The organism is Nocardia sp. GP40 (assembly GCF_050434125.1).
GTDB lineage: Bacteria > Actinomycetota > Actinomycetes > Mycobacteriales > Mycobacteriaceae > Nocardia > Nocardia albiluteola.
This window is the reverse complement of the sequence record NZ_JBNPVW010000027.1, coordinates 1-14,243: the sequence shown is the minus strand read 5'-3', so window position 1 is coordinate 14,243 and position 14,243 is coordinate 1. Positions and strand designations below refer to the sequence as shown.

Here is a 14,243-nt window from a genome sequence, read left to right as displayed (position 1 = left end):
TGGGATCGGCGGTTATGTGAGCTCGTTGTTGAGCAGATATTCGGCGACGGTCGCGTAACACGTAGCAACCTCACGGCAAATATTCTGGTTGCCACGGCGGTCCGCAATGCGGCTGCGACCCCGGGGCCGACGGCGAAGTATCCGATCGGCAGCCGACCGCGCCGCTCTGCTGACTCAACCGACGAGTGGCCCACCCGGGAATTGCCCAGGTCTCGAATCGTTGATTTGCGCGGATTCGATATTACGATTTACGCAGGCACGTCTGGTGCACAGGAGGCGCAGGGTGCTTGCCCAAGTCGATTTTCGGCGGGTGTTCGAAGCCTCGCCGGATCTATATCTGGTGCTCGACCCCGACTTTCGGGTCGTGGCTGTGACCGATGCGTATGCGCAGGCGACGATGATCGACCGCGATCAGATCGTCGGTCGCGACGTTTTCGAGATTTTTCCCGACAATCCCGAGGACACCGCAGCGGAGGGGGTCCGTAACGTGCGGGCGTCGCTGGAGCGGGTCTTGCGCGGCGGGGTCACCGATGCGATGCCGGTGCAGCGTTATGACATCCGCAAGGCGGACGGCAGTTTCGAGCAACGGTTCTGGAGCCCGTCCAACTCCCCGGTCCACGACTCCCACGGGCAGTTGCTCTACATCGTTCACCGCGTCGAAGACGTCACCGAGTTCATGCGGCTGCAGGCTGCCGAAGCCGCACAGCAACGGGAAACCGCGCACCTGCACGCGACCACCGAACGCATGGAGCAGGAAGTCTTCACCCGTGCCCACCAGGTGGCCGAGAGCAGCCGTCGGCTCAAGGAAACCAACGCCGAACTCGCCGAGTTGTATGCGCGTACCAAGGAACTCGACGAGCTGAAAAGCCAATTCTTCGCCAACGTCAGTCACGAACTGCGAACCCCGCTGACGCTGATCCTGACGCCTGCGCAGCAACTGCTCAGCGCGGTGCCCGCCCACGATCCGGCCCGCAGCGGTCTGGAGATGATCATCCGCAACGCGCAGATCCTGCTTCGGCAGGTGAACAACCTGCTCGATGCCTCCCGGCTGGAGGCCGGTGCAGTGCGACCGGATTACACCCGGGTCGACATCGCCGAACAGACCCGCCTCAGCACCGCGTTCTTCGAATCGCTGGCAGTCGACCGCAGCACCGAATTCATCGTCGACACCCAGCCGGTGATCGCCGAGCTGGACCCGGAGCACCTGCAGCGGATACTGGTCAACCTGCTGTCGAACGCCTTCAAATGCACGGGCACCGACGGGATCGTGCGCTGCACGGTCCGGCCGGAACGAGGTCACGTCGTGATCGAGGTCGCCGATAGCGGTCCCGGAATCCCCGCAGCACACCGGGACGCCGCGTTCGACCGCTTCCGGCAACTCGACGGCGGTGCAGCCCGCTCGACTCCCGGCACCGGGCTGGGCTTGAGCATCGTCCGTGACTTGGTCAGGCTGCACCGCGGCGACATCCGCATCACAGATGCACCCGAAGGCGGCGCGTTGGTGACCATCGACCTGCCCACATCCGCGCCGGCGGGCACTCCCGTCCGCGCGAGAGCCGACCTCGAATCCGCCGAACAGCAGACCACCGCCAGCGAGGCGCTCGCCGAATTCACCGCCACCGCACCGGCACCGGACCTCGAATCCACCGCAGAGACAGCGAAGCCGGTCGTCGCCGTCATCGAGGACAACCCGGACCTGAACGCCCTGTTGCAGCGCACGCTGTCCGCTCGCTACCGCGTACTGGCCGCCTACGACGGCCGAAATGGGCTGGAACTCGCCCGCAGCCACCGGCCCGACCTGCTCATCTGCGACATCATGATGCCGAACATGGGTGGCGACGAACTTCTCACCCACGTTCGCGCCGACCCCATACTCACCAACACTCCGGTGTTGGTCCTCAGCGCCCGAGCCGACGACCAATCACGGCTGGCCCTACTGCGGGTCGGCGCCAACGACTACCTGCCCAAACCCTTCGATATCACCGAACTGCATGCCCGCGTCGACAACCTGGTCAACCTTCGCCTCGCCGAATCCCGACTCCGCACACTGCGGATCGCCGGCGAACGCGAACGCATCGCCCTGGAACTGCATCGCACCGTCGTGCATCGCTTGTTCGCCCTGAGCCTTCAACTCATCGGAACCCGACCCCTGATCCGCGGCGCCGCCGTGGCCGATCGCCTCGACGCCGCCGTCACCGAACTCGATGCCATCATCGACCAGATCCGGCTCACCATCAACGAACTGGACACCACCGCCACCAGCGGCGTCGATCTCCGCACCCGGCTGTCGGGCCTGATCGGCGATACCGCAGAAGCCCTCGGCATCCACTCGGCCACTACGTTCCGAGGTAGGTTCGACACCCTTGACGACACTCTCGGCGACGCTCTCCACGGCGCCGCCCACCACCTCGTCGCGACCATCTCCCGCTGCCGCCCGGACAAGATCACACTCAACGCCGATCTCGATGACCGCGAGCTGACGCTCGCCATCACCGAAACGGCTACCGCCAGCACAGTCATCCCACTTCCATCGGCCAGCGACACCGACCTCCTTCCCCCGGTGCTCACCGCCCGAGACGCCACGCTCGAGGTCACCGCGGCACCGCCCGGCGACACCACGTGGACCTGGAAGGTCCCGATCCAGGGCCGGCACCAGACCTGATGCGGCGGAAACGTCTGTGCCGCACCGATAGTCGACAGCATGCCCAACCTCATCAAGGTCGAGCGCTTCCCGACCGCGGTCCGCCACCCAACCGGGAGTTCCTCGGATGTGGCCTCAGGGGGCTGGTGTGAGTTCGGGGCTCAGCAGCGCCCCGAATACTTGGCTGAGATCGCCGTACCGGCCGAAGATTGCGTCGAAGAAGGCACGCAGATAGGAGCGTTGCAGTTCGATTGACTATCGCCCCGGCACAGCCGAGGCCACACACTTAGATCTCGAGCTAAGGCCGACATGGAAGCCGGCGGCCGCGGGCGGGGCGTCAGCTCACGACTTGGATGGCCCAGAGATCGCTGGCCAAATAGGCGCCATCGACCCGCGCGGAATCCTGGGTGCCGCCCGCGGGTCCGGCAAGGTAGGCATACGGCATGTGGAAGTAGCCGGCGATGCCCCACGAAGGTCCCCACGAGTTGCGCACCAACAGCGTGGACGCGCCGTCGTCATAGCCGACCGCCAAGACCGCGTGGCCGCCGACGACCCGCTCGTTCGGCCCTGGCATCGGGACCTCGCCGTTCTTGGCCACCTCGGGCGACTCGAAACTCTGGTACACAGTGAAGCCGAACACGACCGCCAGGCGGGAGGCGAGCGCGTTGCGCAGCTCGCCCATGCTGGCGATGCTCTCGTACCTGATCGCGATGTCGGTCTTGGCATTGACATAGCAACGCCTCGGCGGCTTCTGGGCGAAGAGCGCGGTGTCGTAGGGCCACAGGGCCTCCGGGCACACACCCTCCCGGTTGACGACCTTGATGCCGTCACGGATCTGGGCGCCCGAGTCCGAACCAACGGTGCCTTCCCTGGCTCGCTCGTTGTAGTAGATGAAAAGCCGGGACGGCATGAAGTCGGTTTCCCCCTGCCGATCCCGCTCGTACTCCATCGCGGCGCCGATGGCATTGGCTGTGCACGACCCCAACATGCCTTGGTCGTACACCGGCGGCATTTGTGGCCGCAGGTCGACCGAGGAGGGCCGGTCAGTCACGGTGCGGGTGAACGGGATATCTCGCATGTCCGGTTTCTGCGGTCGCCATCCATAGCCCCGCAGATAGGTTGCGCTGTCGACCATCGACTCTGCCTCCTTGATAGTTACCCATCATCCTCAGAGCTCACCGGCGGCACGCACCACATCGGCTGTAACCCAGTGTGAGCTGGAGAACACCACACCACGTAGGGGCGAAGGCCCCTGGATCCGGCTTGCCCACCGTGATAGCTTCTCGCCCTTGAAATAAATAGTCGGTTGGAAAAATGTTTGGCGAGCATTCATATTTTGGGCAGACTCGGGTGCACCGGCCCATACTGGAGAGGCACAGACGCGCCTGAGTCAGGTGTCAACCCGGTGGCCACCGTTACGGCGGCGCGCCACGCTGGAGTTCGGGAAGGTGGTCAACGATGACCGATGTCCGCGTGGCTGCCATGATCGGCATCGACGGTGTCACCGCGGTGGGTGCGCCGGCATGGAACTACTTCTTTCAACGGTCCGAGGTCCCACTGCAGGCGGGCGCGGCTGTGGTCGCCGTAACGACCTTCACCTGCGTCTGGCTCATTCAGCGCGAGGCCGGCAGCAAGAGCCCAGCCACCACTAATTCGATGCGCGATGCGATTGCGGCGGGATTTGTCGTGACTTATCTCTTGATGGTCGGCTGGTCCGCGTTTTTCGCATATTCTGTGCACACCAATTTGCAGGATGTGGACCAGTTGCAGCCCCTTACGAAAACGCTTATCGACAACTTCACCTGGCTCACAGCGGCAGTCGTCCTTTCCTACTTCGGCGCGGACGCATTCAAGCAATTCAACCAGATTCGCGGGGGGAAGGACGCTGTAGAAGCTACACAGGCGCCTGGCACCGGGACCTGAGGCCAAGGCCCGCCGGTGACCAAGAAGATGAGCGCGGCCTGCATGCTCGGGGGCCGCGCCCACCTCGTCGATGCGTCAGGGGAGCTGGTCCAGTAGCCACCATCCGGCTTCTTCGGTCATCCATGAGGAATCCGCCGGTGGTGTGGATGCGTATAGCGACTCATCGAACATCGACAAGCCTGGATCGTCCTGGGCGGTGAGGCCCTCGACGTCAATTGTGCTGTCGGTGGTGATCTTCAGGCTCCTGGGTAGGCGGGGCATGAAGCCGACGTCATTGAGTGCGGTCTGCTCGGCCGGGGTCGGTATCGTGCTGTCGAGGGAGAAGTAGGCGCCGACGCCGTGATGGACTCCCTCGTATTCCAGATCCGCCAGCACGTATCGCGCCACCAGCGCGGCCCGGCCGACGCCACCGAGGACTGCTGGCTTATCGTTCGAGCGGCGCCTTTTCGTTTCCAGCACCGCGGATCTGACCGCGCCGGCCGCGGTGTCCCAATCCGCGACAGGGCCATAACTGACGAGGATCGCGTCGCGGCCGCGCTCGGCGAGTTTCGTGCCGAACGGATAGTTGGGGCCGTTCACCGTGTCGGCGAAGGCTTCAAGTGCGGCGGCGTCCCGGCCGCGCTCGGCAACCAGAATTATCGGCGCGATCACCTGTGGTCCTGAGAACAGATACGCCCACGCGGTCCCCCCGCTATCGAGCGTCCACTCCTGCGACGGTTTGCTCTTGACGGCCATGATCGAACCCTCCTATGGGTGAGTACGAACGAACCACCGGAAACAATCCGTGAACTCTGCTGCCTCCCCGCGCGCGAAACCGGCGGAAAGACGCGCCACTACCATGCTCGCGACCGGTGACCAGCCACCTGAGCCAGTGACTACCAGACCGGAACAATGAACAACGATAGAAGACAACCCGCCCGGCCGAACAGTTTCCAGCCGAAGGGAGTGTCCGACACCGCGGCGATTCGGGGCTCTGGTTGCCCGCGCCGCGCCGTCCGACCGGGCAACCTCCGACAGCACGGTGAAATCGCAGATGAACGCGGATGGCAGGGTTAGGGTGGGGCGTCGGTGATCGTTCCCTGCACGGTTGCCGACGGCACGAAGGTTATGAAGTCCACCGCCCAGGGCCACGGGCATTCCGCACGAGGTCCTGGGCGGCGAAATGTTCGGGTGCGCTCGAAGAGGGTGCACCAGCCGGGCTGGACCGCTCTGTGATGTTCGCCGGAGATTTCCCTGTACCCCCGCATCCGTGCTGGCCGGGTACGGCATTGCGGGCTTGTTCGGTGTCACCCTCGGCGCTCGGCAGCGCCATACCGTCAGCGCGGTAAGATCAAGATGAGGAACTGATCATCCGGGGTTGAGTAACAGCTCGGGACCTCGGAGGCGGTCTCGGTGTGGCCATCGACAACTGGACGGCAGGAATCTACGGCCCATGTCCATCTCAATCGCGGGTGCGAGAAGAATGTGGGATTCCTATGTCTTCCAAATACCTGGCTCCGATGGTAAGAAGCGACCCCGCTGATACCGGCGTCGTCGGACCATCGATTCCAGAATTCGCACACAGTACTATTTCATTTTCGCCGACCGATACCGGCCGACCATCGTCTGCTTACGTCCGTGTCGTGCGAACTCGGCCTTGTGTCGGTGTCACGCTGTGCAGCGTGCTCGGTGAGGTCGATTTGGACACCGCGGCGGAGTTCGAGCGGCAACTGCTCGCAACGCTGCACAATGCTGAACCGACCATCGTCATCGACCTGTCCGAACTCGGTTTTCTCGGTGTGGCAGGACTGGAGGTGCTCGATGACGCACGGGCATGGTCGAAGCACACCCACGAGATGTACCTCGTCACCGGCACCCAGGGCGTGGACCATGTGATCGCGGCCAGCGGTATGTCGGCGGGCTTCGACACTTTCGCCAACCTCGACGACGCGCTGCGTGAAGTGGCGAAGCGACACGGTCACGGATGAGAGCGCGTCCCGTGTGCGCTTTCCGCTCGAGTCACGGACGGCCATCAGCAGGAAGCACAAGAACGTCACCGATCTGCAGCTGCTGAACCTGTTGTACGGGCGGCTGATTCTGTTGCAGGGGCGGCCGGGCGCTCGGGCCGGACGCAGACCATGCCTTCGCTGAAGCCGGCCGAGCCGATGCCGAAGGCTGCGTTCAGCCGGTCGAGGTTCACCAGGGTCAGCAGGGCGGTGATCTCCACGAGCTGCTCGTTCGTGAAGTGCTCCTGCATGCGAGCGAACAGTTCGTCGGTGACCTCCACCGGGGTGCGCATCACCGCGATGGTGTATTCGAGGGCGACCTTCTCGCCATCGGTGAACAGCTCGCTGGTACGGAAGTTGAGCAGCGCCAGCAGTTCCGCGTCGCTGAGGCCGGAGTTGCGGCAGATCTGCGAACCCAGATCGAGGCAGTATTCGCAGCCGATCAGCTGCGACCCCTTCAGCTCGACGAGATTGGCGAGTCTTGCGTCGATGGTTCGGTGCTTGCGAATGGCCTGATTGAACCGGCCCATGCCGACCATCATCTTCGGCTGGTAGGCCCAGATCTCCATCGGCTCGATCCCGCTTCCGAGCTGCGGATCGCGGCCGGTCAGCTTCCGCATCATGCGTGGCCCGAACAGGTAGGCGAGCTTCACCAGCGGTGCCGCCTTGCCCATCGGGACTCCGGGAATTCGTGCCATTTTCTCGTCCTCCTGCCTGCGTATTGCCCCCCCCTTCAACGGTAGGCGTCCGAGCTCGGCCGGATGTGACACCGCCGTGCCGCCCTACCGCCCTGGGTCGCCTGTGACCGGAGGGCCGGGCGCGGCTCCCGGCCAGCCGGGCGCCTCTGCCGCGGATCGGGTCGCGGCCATGGACGGCCGCACCTTCTTCAGCCGCCTGTGCGCACTGATGGCCGCGAATCCTCCGCCTCTACGCTCCGCGGGCCGACGGTCCTCGACGGACGCTGCCAGCCACCGAGCCTCACACCCGTTCCGTACCCCAACCCGAGCGGCAGAACATGATCACCCATCAGGACGGCAGTTTCGCCGCGATCATGTCGGTATACACGATCTCCGGCGACGCGGCGAGCAGTCGCGTCAACTCCTCGACCGACTGGCCATTGGCCTCCAGGTGATCTTGACGACCCGCGTCGTCCGCGAAGGCGTCCACGACGGCAAACGTTGTAGGCCCCAGGCGTAACGCCAACCACACGGCCGTCGACTCCTCACGCTGCACCGCAGCCAAAGCCGCGTTCAGTATCGCCTCGACCTCATCAGCCTTGTCCGCCTTGGCCTCGAGCGCGAAGAGATGCCGATGGGCCGCCCTCGCTCGTTCGACCGCGAAGCCGCGCTCGAGCGAGCCGTCGACGTGTTCTGGGAGCACGGCTACGACGCCACCTCCATCGCCCTGTTGTGCGAGCGGATGGCGATCAGCACACCCAGCCTGTACTCGGCGTTCGGTGACAAGCGCGCCTTGTTCCTCGAAGCGCTCGACCGCTACCTGCACACCTACGGCGCCTTCACCGCGCAGGCGCTCGCCGAGGAACCCACCGCCTACAGCGCGATCTCCCGACTGCTGTACGAGGCCGCGGGCGCCTACACCCGTCCCCAGCACCCGGCCGGCTGCCTGCTCATCACAGCGACCACCAACTGCACCCCGCAATCGGCGGACCTCAAGACGCACCTGAGTGAAATACGCAGGGCCGCAACCGAAGCCCTCGAGCAGAAGGTCCGCACCGGCATCACGGCCGGCGAACTCCCCGCCGACACCGATAGCCACGCACTGGCCCTCTTCTACGGCGCCACCATCCAAGGCATGTCGGCCACGGCCCGCGACGGAGGCGACCGCGCCGACCTCGACGCAATCGCCGCGACCGCCCTCCACGCCTGGCCTCGAACGCCGTCGAGACCGGACTCGCACCGTCGGTGAGCGATGCCGGCGCGCTCAGGCGGGTGTGACCGCGTAGGGCGCTGCGCCGCTGAATTCGGCGGCGTGCCGTAGCGCGAACTGCCCGAAAGTGGTCGGCTCGATGCCGAACTTCGTGTGGGTGCCGAGGTAGACCTCGGCCACGCCGAGTTCTCGCCGTTGGTTGAACAGCTGCAGGAACGCGTTGGCGCGCGCCGGCGGGTATCCCGCGTCGAGCCACTCCCGCAGCTTCTGCTCCGGCGCGACATCGACGTAGGTGACGGGTTTGCCGACGGCGCGCGAGATCCGGTCCGCTATCTCCTCGACTGTCAATGCGTCGGGTCCGGTCAAGTGGTAGGTGTGCCCCTCGTGTCCTGGTGTGGTCAGCGTGGCATAGGCCACTTTGGCGATGTCTTCGATGTCGACCGGGGCCAGTGTCGCGGCCCCGAGCGGCAAGCGGATCTGCCCGGATTCGAGGATGTCCGGGATCTCTTCGAAAAAGACCTGCATGAACTGGCTGGGACGCAGCACGGTCCACGCGACCCCGGAGCCGGCCAGGTACCGCAGGATCTGCTCGTGGCTGCGCGTGGAGCGCATGGCGTTCGGGTCCATCCCGCGCGTGGCGTCTCGGCCCGAAAACTTCACGATGTGCGACACCCCGGCATTCTTGGCAACGTCGATGAACGTCACCTGGGTCTCGAGCAGATCTGGCCCAGCGCCCGAAATCATCAGCACACGATCCACTCCGTCGAACACGCCGGTCATGGTGTGCGGCCACAACATGTCGCCATGAACCACCTCAACTGTCGGGTATTGGCTCAGGTCGACCCCATTGGACGGGGTCCGGACCAGTGCGCGAACCGGTTCGCCGCGCCGCGCGAACTCGCGTATCACGGCCGATCCCGGACGTCCGTTCGCCCCGGTTACGAGGATCATCTGCACTCCAATTGTCATTTGGTACGATATTAGTATCGTGCAGTATCAAGATGGAACTTGCAAGTTCCAAACTGGCCTCGAATCCGGGGTAGGGTGGCATTCGTGGAGTCGACACGCAGCTACGACGACGCATGCGCCGTTGCGCACGCCTTGGACCTGGTCGGCGAGCGCTGGTCGCTGCTGATCGTGCGAGAGTTGGTCTTCGGCCCGAAACGTTTCACCGATTTGCGCCGCGGCTTGCCACGCGCGAGCCCGAACCGCCTGTCCCGACGGCTCGACGAACTGGAGGCCGCGGGCGTGCTCCGCCGGCGCAGACTCCCGCCTCCCAGCGCGTCGTGGGTGTACGAGTTGACCGATCGGGGCCGCGAACTGGAATCGGTCCTGTACCACCTAGGTCGGTGGGGTAGACGCGCACCCGGGCGCGATCTCGAGGCGCACCTCAGCGCCGACGCGGTGATGCTCGCTCTGCGGGACGATTTCGCACCGGACCGCCCCGACAGCGTCGAAGCGCGGTTTGCCTTCCACCTCGGCGACGATCACTTCGATGTCCACGTCGCCGACGGCAAAATCGATGTCACCAGGGCCGTGACCGACCGCCCCGACGTGTCGGTCACCACCGACCCGAAAACCGTTGCCGCCCTTTTCACCAGGCGGATGACGATCGCCGAGGCACAAGCCGCGGCACGACTCGAGGTGGAAGGCGACCCCGACCTGTTGCAACGCCTGTTCGAGGCGGCACCCCGCCCTGCCGGCTGAGTTCAGGTCTGCGACGCGACTCCGGACAGTACCCCGAATTCCTGGATCACAGCCGATCCGGGTCTTCCGTTCGCGCCGGTTGCGAGTATCACTGTGGTTCTCCTGCGGGAGAGTCAGTCATGGCGCTGTCCGACGAGGTCGAATCGGTTGATCATCGCCGGATCCTGGTAGCTGGTGATTCGGGTGACCTGGTGTGCGTCAACCGCCAGCACCACCACAGCGAACAAGGTGAAGGGCGAGTCCGGGTGCTCGCGGCGGTAGGCCACTGCGGTGGGTTGCCCGTTCACGATCGTGGGATGCATCCGGTATCGACCGGCCGTCGTGCCGATCACCTGCGCAAGGCGCGCGATACAGCGGTCTTTGCCCGCCAGCGAGGTGCCCAGGGGTACGGATTCGAGGATGGCGTCGTCGCGCAGCAGCTCGGTGAGCGCGGGGATGTCGGCGTTTTCGAACGCGGCCATGTATCGGTCGAGAACGGCTCGGGCCTGCGGCGAATCCGGTTCGGGCACTGCGTCATCCACGGGTGCGAGTTCGTCGAGTGTGGCGCGGGCGCGTTGCAGCGCGCTCTTGACCGCCGCGACGGTGGTGCCGAGTATGTCGGCGACTTCGGCCGCGGGGTACGACAGCACCTCGCGCAGGATGAACACCGCCCGTTGCCGTGGCGGCAGATGTTGCAGGCTCGCTATCAGCGCTAGCCGCAGAGTCGATCGGGACACCGCGATCTCGGCGGGGTCATCGCCGGCAGTCTCGTAGAGCCGGTTGGGAAATAGCTCGATCCACAGCGGATCCGACGTGCCGGTGGCGAACGGTGAATCCGGATCCGCACTGGTTGGGCCGATTCCGGACGGCAGGACTCGGCGCTGCTGATGGGCCACGGCTGTCAGGCAGAGGTTGGTGGCGATCCGGTAGAGCCACGCCCGCTCCGTCGAACGTTGTTCGAATGATTCCCAGCCACGCCATGCCCGCAGGTAGGTCTCCTGAACGAGATCTTCGGCTTCGTGGACCGAGCCGACCATCCGGTAGCAGTGGGCGATCAGCTCCGGCCGGTACCGGTCGGCGGTGCGTAGAAACTCGTTCCGGTCGATCGTGCCCGAAATCATTGGCCGCATGTCAGCTCCTCCACGAACGTCACGGTTGTCACGGCTATCCGGCACCCGGAACCTCCACCTCGAGTGCCAGCACCTGCCCGGAACTCGGGGGCACCGGCGGGGTTTCGGTCATGCCGAGCCATTCGGCGGTGACGAGGTACAAGGTCTTGCGGTCGTATCCGCCGAGAACACAAGCAAAGCAGCCCCGATCGGCCAGGACAGTGTCGGCGACGGCGCCGCCCTCACGAACCCGAACGCACCGCTGGTTGGGCACATCGGCACACCAGACGGCGCCCTCGCTGTCGACACATATCCCGTCCGGCACGCCGGTGCCGAGGTCTGCCCAGACGCGTCGCCGGGACGGATCGCCGGCGGCAGACGCCCGAGCCACTCGAAATTCATCGGTGTCACACCGACCTGCGAGCCGGGAGCCCGGTCGCCAGGTTCATTTCCGGATGAATGCGGACGCGAAGCTCCGCAGCGTGTCGGGGTCGAGCGCGTCGGCGAACCCGACGATCAACTCGTCGACGCCGGCCTGCTCATAGACGGCGAGTCGCTCACCGATGGTGTCGAGGGTGCCGATCAGCCCGTAGTCGGCCAGCGAACCGGGAAAGACCAGCGGAGCCCACTCGGGAACAGCCGCCCGAGCTTGCTCGTCTGTATCGGCGATAATGCAGTAGGACGTCGAGGTTTTCGTGATGGTGGCGAAGTCGCGTCCCACATCGGTGCAGTGCTTGGCGAGGATGCCGTACTTTCGCGCCACTTCGTCCGGCGGTTCCTGCACATTGCACAGATCCCCGTACTTCGCGACCAGTCGCAGAGTGACCTTCTCACCGCCGCCGGCGATCATCACCGGGATGCGTGGTTGTTGCACGCCGGCCGGTTGATTGACCACCCCCGCAGCCCTGAAATAGCTGCCGTCGAAGGTAGTCGCCTGCTCGGTCCACATCGAGGTGATGATCTGCAGCGCCTCCTCCAGTCGGCGCAGCCGTTCGGGTGCGGCCGGGAAGTCGTAGCCGAAGGCCCGGTACTCGTCCTCGTACCAGCCCGCGCCGATCCCGAACTTCAGCCGGCCGCCCGAGATCACATCGAGGGTCGAGGCCATCTTCGCCAGCAAGGTTGGGTTGCGGTAACCGTTGCCGGTCACCAACTGCCCCAGTTTGATGTGCTCGGTCTCGCGGGCCAGCGCCGCGAGCGTGGTCCACGCCTCGAAGACATACGCGCCGGGAGGCCCGAACGGAACAAAGTGATCCGGCGCCCAGATCGTGTCGAATCCGCATTCGTCGGCGACCACCGCGAGATCACGGATCGTCGAGAACGCCGCGACCGGGTCGGTGTAGCCGTAGAACTCCTGGGTGGTCCCGGTCGGGATGTAAAGACTGAGTTTCATAGCGGGGCTGTCCTTTTCGAGATCGGTGTCATGTCCGATGGAGAGGTTTATCGCTGTTCCGTGGCCTGCTGCGGGCTGCCGTGATATGCCTCGATCAGCCATTTCCCGTCCTGCTGTACCAGCACCCAGGTCCCCCACTCCCACCGCTCGGCCGCCGGCTCGCTCTGACCCGCCGCCACGGTGACACTCCTGGAGATCACCACTGCGGCGTCCTCGAGAACCCGGACGCCAGCCACCTCGTGAATGCGTCGCGAAGACTTCAGCGGGCCCGCGAACGCGGCCCCCATCCCGGCCTTAATCGCCTGTCTGCCCGGCAGATACACACCCGGCAGAATCGCGGTAGCGGTCTCGGTGTAGCACGCGGCGAACGCGTCAGCATCACCGGCGACCCACGCCGTCGACGCCGCGTCGAACAGTGCCCGCACCGCGCTGTCGACCGCGTCCGCAGTCGGATTGGCATAACTCGTCATCGATCTTCCTCACTCTCGGCCCTCCGATCGCGCCGCTCGCGCGATCGGTGTGGGGTGTACAGAATGAAGACTCCGGCCCAGCCGAAAAGGAATCGCAAAGAATGACGAGCGACGAGTACTGACCACGGCGCGGGGCGGATTCGGTACACACCGATCCCACCGTGGGCGCCAGCGGTCTGAAGTGCGGAACGGCTCGGGCACGCGCTACGCCATGACCCCCACCACAATCATGTCGCGGGGCGCGGCGACGACGCCCAAGCTCGGCCCGCTGTTCCCGGGTGAACCCCGATCGGGCGGCGTTGCGGCCCCGGACAATGGGTTGATCTGTACATGCGTATGCGCTAGAAACAGAAAAACCCTCGGTTACCCGAGGGTTGCTGCTCCCCCATCTGGACTCGAACCAGAAACCTGCCGTTGTTGGTTCGGGGTTCTCCTGTGTTCACGGCCGATCATGAGAGGCCCCGTACACATGCGTACCTGCAAATATGTCGTAGCCTAGCGGACGCTGATTCATGGGGAATCATGCGCAGTCACCGTGAAATCTTGGGGTAAGTTTGGAGTGGATCAAATCCGCTGACTTGTACGTGGAACCAGCACATCGCCGGATCGACGTGTGGTATCAAACTTCTGCACCTATTCGACATCCAGATTCTGTAGCCACATCACTAATTGTTTGGCTCGGTCCAATTCGGTGGCATACGGCGAAGGGAGCTGTTCGGTCAGCCACCGATACAGATCGATGGCTTCGGCAGCCGCAACTAGGGCCTCGTCGCGCCTCCCCATTCTCCCGAGGTAGAACGCACGGTCGTACACGCTGGTCGCGAGGTCTGGTAGAAACGCGCTTCGATGCCCTGCCGCTAGTTGCCGCCGAATCTTGATAGCTTCGGAAACAGCAGCCAGCGCCTCATCCTCGCGATCAAGATTCATCAGCCGGATCGCGAGATTGTTCACGCCCAGCGCGAGGCCGGGTAAGTGCACATCTGGAGTCTGCCCGGCCAGCTGGCGGTAGTGGTCCACTGCCTCGGTTGCCGTCACAAGCGCCTCCTCGTGCCGACCCGCGTCCGCCAGATCGGCCGCAAGGTTGTTCAAAGCCCTGGCGAGGCCGGGACGGAACCTGTCAGGATGTTGTCTGGTCAGCTGGCGGTAGTGGTC

The 14,243-nt window shown here is 64.8% G+C and carries 15 protein-coding genes and 1 pseudogene; 6 read left to right on the top strand and 10 right to left on the bottom strand.

Annotation, left to right across the window (positions count from 1 at the left end; genetic code table 11):
• Window positions 1–283 precede the first annotated feature (283 nt).
• Both ABH933_RS43495 and ABH933_RS43490 read left to right on the top strand, forming a co-directional pair.
• Window positions 284–2,662: an ATP-binding protein gene (locus tag ABH933_RS43495; RefSeq protein WP_429413435.1), complete on the top strand. Its 2,379-nt coding sequence runs from the start codon at window positions 284–286 to the stop codon at window positions 2,660–2,662.
• A 39-nt stretch (window positions 2,663–2,701) separates the two neighbouring features.
• Window positions 2,702–2,896: a hypothetical protein gene (locus ABH933_RS43490; RefSeq protein WP_429413432.1), complete on the top strand. Its 195-nt coding sequence runs from the start codon at window positions 2,702–2,704 to the stop codon at window positions 2,894–2,896.
• 82 nt (window positions 2,897–2,978) lie between these two features.
• On the opposite strand, the gene ABH933_RS43485 is transcribed toward ABH933_RS43490, so the two are convergent.
• On the bottom strand, window positions 2,979–3,776 hold the full coding sequence (locus ABH933_RS43485; RefSeq protein WP_429413429.1) for a C1 family peptidase: 798 nt from the start codon (window positions 3,774–3,776) through the stop codon (window positions 2,979–2,981).
• A gap of 323 nt (window positions 3,777–4,099) precedes the next feature.
• On the opposite strand from ABH933_RS43485, the gene ABH933_RS43480 reads away from it, so the two are divergent.
• Window positions 4,100–4,564 carry a hypothetical protein gene (locus ABH933_RS43480; RefSeq protein WP_429413426.1) on the top strand — a complete coding sequence of 155 codons (465 nt, stop codon included), beginning with the start codon at window positions 4,100–4,102 and terminating at the stop codon, window positions 4,562–4,564.
• 75 nt (window positions 4,565–4,639) lie between these two features.
• Here ABH933_RS43480 and ABH933_RS43475 read toward each other — a convergent pair whose 3' ends face one another.
• Window positions 4,640–5,299 (bottom strand): hypothetical protein, encoded by a 660-nt coding sequence (locus tag ABH933_RS43475; RefSeq protein WP_215918505.1) that lies wholly within the window; start codon window positions 5,297–5,299, stop codon window positions 4,640–4,642.
• A gap of 659 nt (window positions 5,300–5,958) precedes the next feature.
• On the opposite strand from ABH933_RS43475, the gene ABH933_RS43470 reads away from it, so the two are divergent.
• A complete protein-coding gene (locus ABH933_RS43470; protein WP_429413423.1) occupies window positions 5,959–6,531 on the top strand; it encodes an STAS domain-containing protein in 573 nt (190 codons plus the stop codon).
• 65 nt (window positions 6,532–6,596) lie between these two features.
• Here ABH933_RS43470 and ABH933_RS43465 read toward each other — a convergent pair whose 3' ends face one another.
• Together ABH933_RS43465 and ABH933_RS43460 are read right to left on the bottom strand one after the other, a co-directional pair.
• Window positions 6,597–7,247 (bottom strand): carboxymuconolactone decarboxylase family protein, encoded by a 651-nt coding sequence (locus ABH933_RS43465; protein ID WP_429413421.1) that lies wholly within the window; start codon window positions 7,245–7,247, stop codon window positions 6,597–6,599.
• 328 nt (window positions 7,248–7,575) lie between these two features.
• Window positions 7,576–7,929, bottom strand: a complete 354-nt coding sequence (locus ABH933_RS43460; RefSeq protein WP_429413419.1) for a putative quinol monooxygenase — start codon at window positions 7,927–7,929, stop codon at window positions 7,576–7,578.
• Between ABH933_RS43460 and ABH933_RS43455 the strand changes: the two genes are divergently transcribed.
• Entirely contained in the window at window positions 7,915–8,475 is a 561-nt protein-coding gene (locus ABH933_RS43455; RefSeq protein WP_429413417.1) for a TetR/AcrR family transcriptional regulator, read from the top strand. The genes ABH933_RS43460 and ABH933_RS43455 overlap by 15 nt on opposite strands.
• Before the next feature lie 15 nt (window positions 8,476–8,490).
• Here ABH933_RS43455 and ABH933_RS43450 read toward each other — a convergent pair whose 3' ends face one another.
• Window positions 8,491–9,405 (bottom strand): SDR family oxidoreductase, encoded by a 915-nt coding sequence (locus ABH933_RS43450; protein ID WP_429413415.1) that lies wholly within the window; start codon window positions 9,403–9,405, stop codon window positions 8,491–8,493.
• Window positions 9,406–9,489: 84 nt separating this feature from the next.
• Between ABH933_RS43450 and ABH933_RS43445 the strand changes: the two genes are divergently transcribed.
• The gene (locus ABH933_RS43445; RefSeq protein WP_429413413.1) at window positions 9,490–10,143 is read left to right on the top strand and encodes a winged helix-turn-helix transcriptional regulator; all 654 of its coding nucleotides are present in this window, start codon (window positions 9,490–9,492) and stop codon (window positions 10,141–10,143) included.
• Window positions 10,144–10,256: 113 nt separating this feature from the next.
• Here the strand turns inward: ABH933_RS43445 and ABH933_RS43440 are convergent, their stop codons facing one another.
• From ABH933_RS43440 to ABH933_RS43420, 5 genes and pseudogenes are all read right to left on the bottom strand, one after another.
• The gene (locus ABH933_RS43440; RefSeq protein WP_429413411.1) at window positions 10,257–11,252 is read right to left on the bottom strand and encodes an RNA polymerase subunit sigma-70; all 996 of its coding nucleotides are present in this window, start codon (window positions 11,250–11,252) and stop codon (window positions 10,257–10,259) included.
• Between the two features lie 34 nt (window positions 11,253–11,286).
• A pseudogene (locus ABH933_RS43435) lies at window positions 11,287–11,631 on the bottom strand (SMP-30/gluconolactonase/LRE family protein); the annotation flags it as partial.
• 45 nt (window positions 11,632–11,676) lie between these two features.
• Window positions 11,677–12,621, bottom strand: coding sequence for an LLM class F420-dependent oxidoreductase (locus tag ABH933_RS43430; RefSeq protein ID WP_429413409.1), 945 nt, complete (start codon window positions 12,619–12,621; stop codon window positions 11,677–11,679).
• A 47-nt stretch (window positions 12,622–12,668) separates the two neighbouring features.
• Window positions 12,669–13,091 carry an SgcJ/EcaC family oxidoreductase gene (locus tag ABH933_RS43425; RefSeq protein WP_429413407.1) on the bottom strand — a complete coding sequence of 141 codons (423 nt, stop codon included), beginning with the start codon at window positions 13,089–13,091 and terminating at the stop codon, window positions 12,669–12,671.
• 633 nt (window positions 13,092–13,724) lie between these two features.
• Window positions 13,725–14,243 (bottom strand): tetratricopeptide repeat protein (locus tag ABH933_RS43420; protein ID WP_429455302.1); only part of this gene is annotated, 519 nt, incomplete at its 5' end.

Coding starts and splice junctions, on each gene's coding strand:
- ABH933_RS43450 (WP_429413415.1), bottom strand. CDS start 9,405: ATGACAATTGGAGTGCAGATGATCCTCGTAACCGGGGCGAACGGACGT.
- ABH933_RS43425 (WP_429413407.1), bottom strand. CDS start 13,091: ATGACGAGTTATGCCAATCCGACTGCGGACGCGGTCGACAGCGCGGTG.
- ABH933_RS43465 (WP_429413421.1), bottom strand. CDS start 7,247: ATGGCACGAATTCCCGGAGTCCCGATGGGCAAGGCGGCACCGCTGGTG.
- ABH933_RS43430 (WP_429413409.1), bottom strand. CDS start 12,621: ATGAAACTCAGTCTTTACATCCCGACCGGGACCACCCAGGAGTTCTAC.
- ABH933_RS43475 (WP_215918505.1), bottom strand. CDS start 5,299: ATGGCCGTCAAGAGCAAACCGTCGCAGGAGTGGACGCTCGATAGCGGG.
- ABH933_RS43485 (WP_429413429.1), bottom strand. CDS start 3,776: ATGGTCGACAGCGCAACCTATCTGCGGGGCTATGGATGGCGACCGCAG.
- ABH933_RS43440 (WP_429413411.1), bottom strand. CDS start 11,252: ATGCGGCCAATGATTTCGGGCACGATCGACCGGAACGAGTTTCTACGC.
- ABH933_RS43490 (WP_429413432.1), top strand. CDS start 2,702: ATGCCCAACCTCATCAAGGTCGAGCGCTTCCCGACCGCGGTCCGCCAC.
- ABH933_RS43480 (WP_429413426.1), top strand. CDS start 4,100: ATGACCGATGTCCGCGTGGCTGCCATGATCGGCATCGACGGTGTCACC.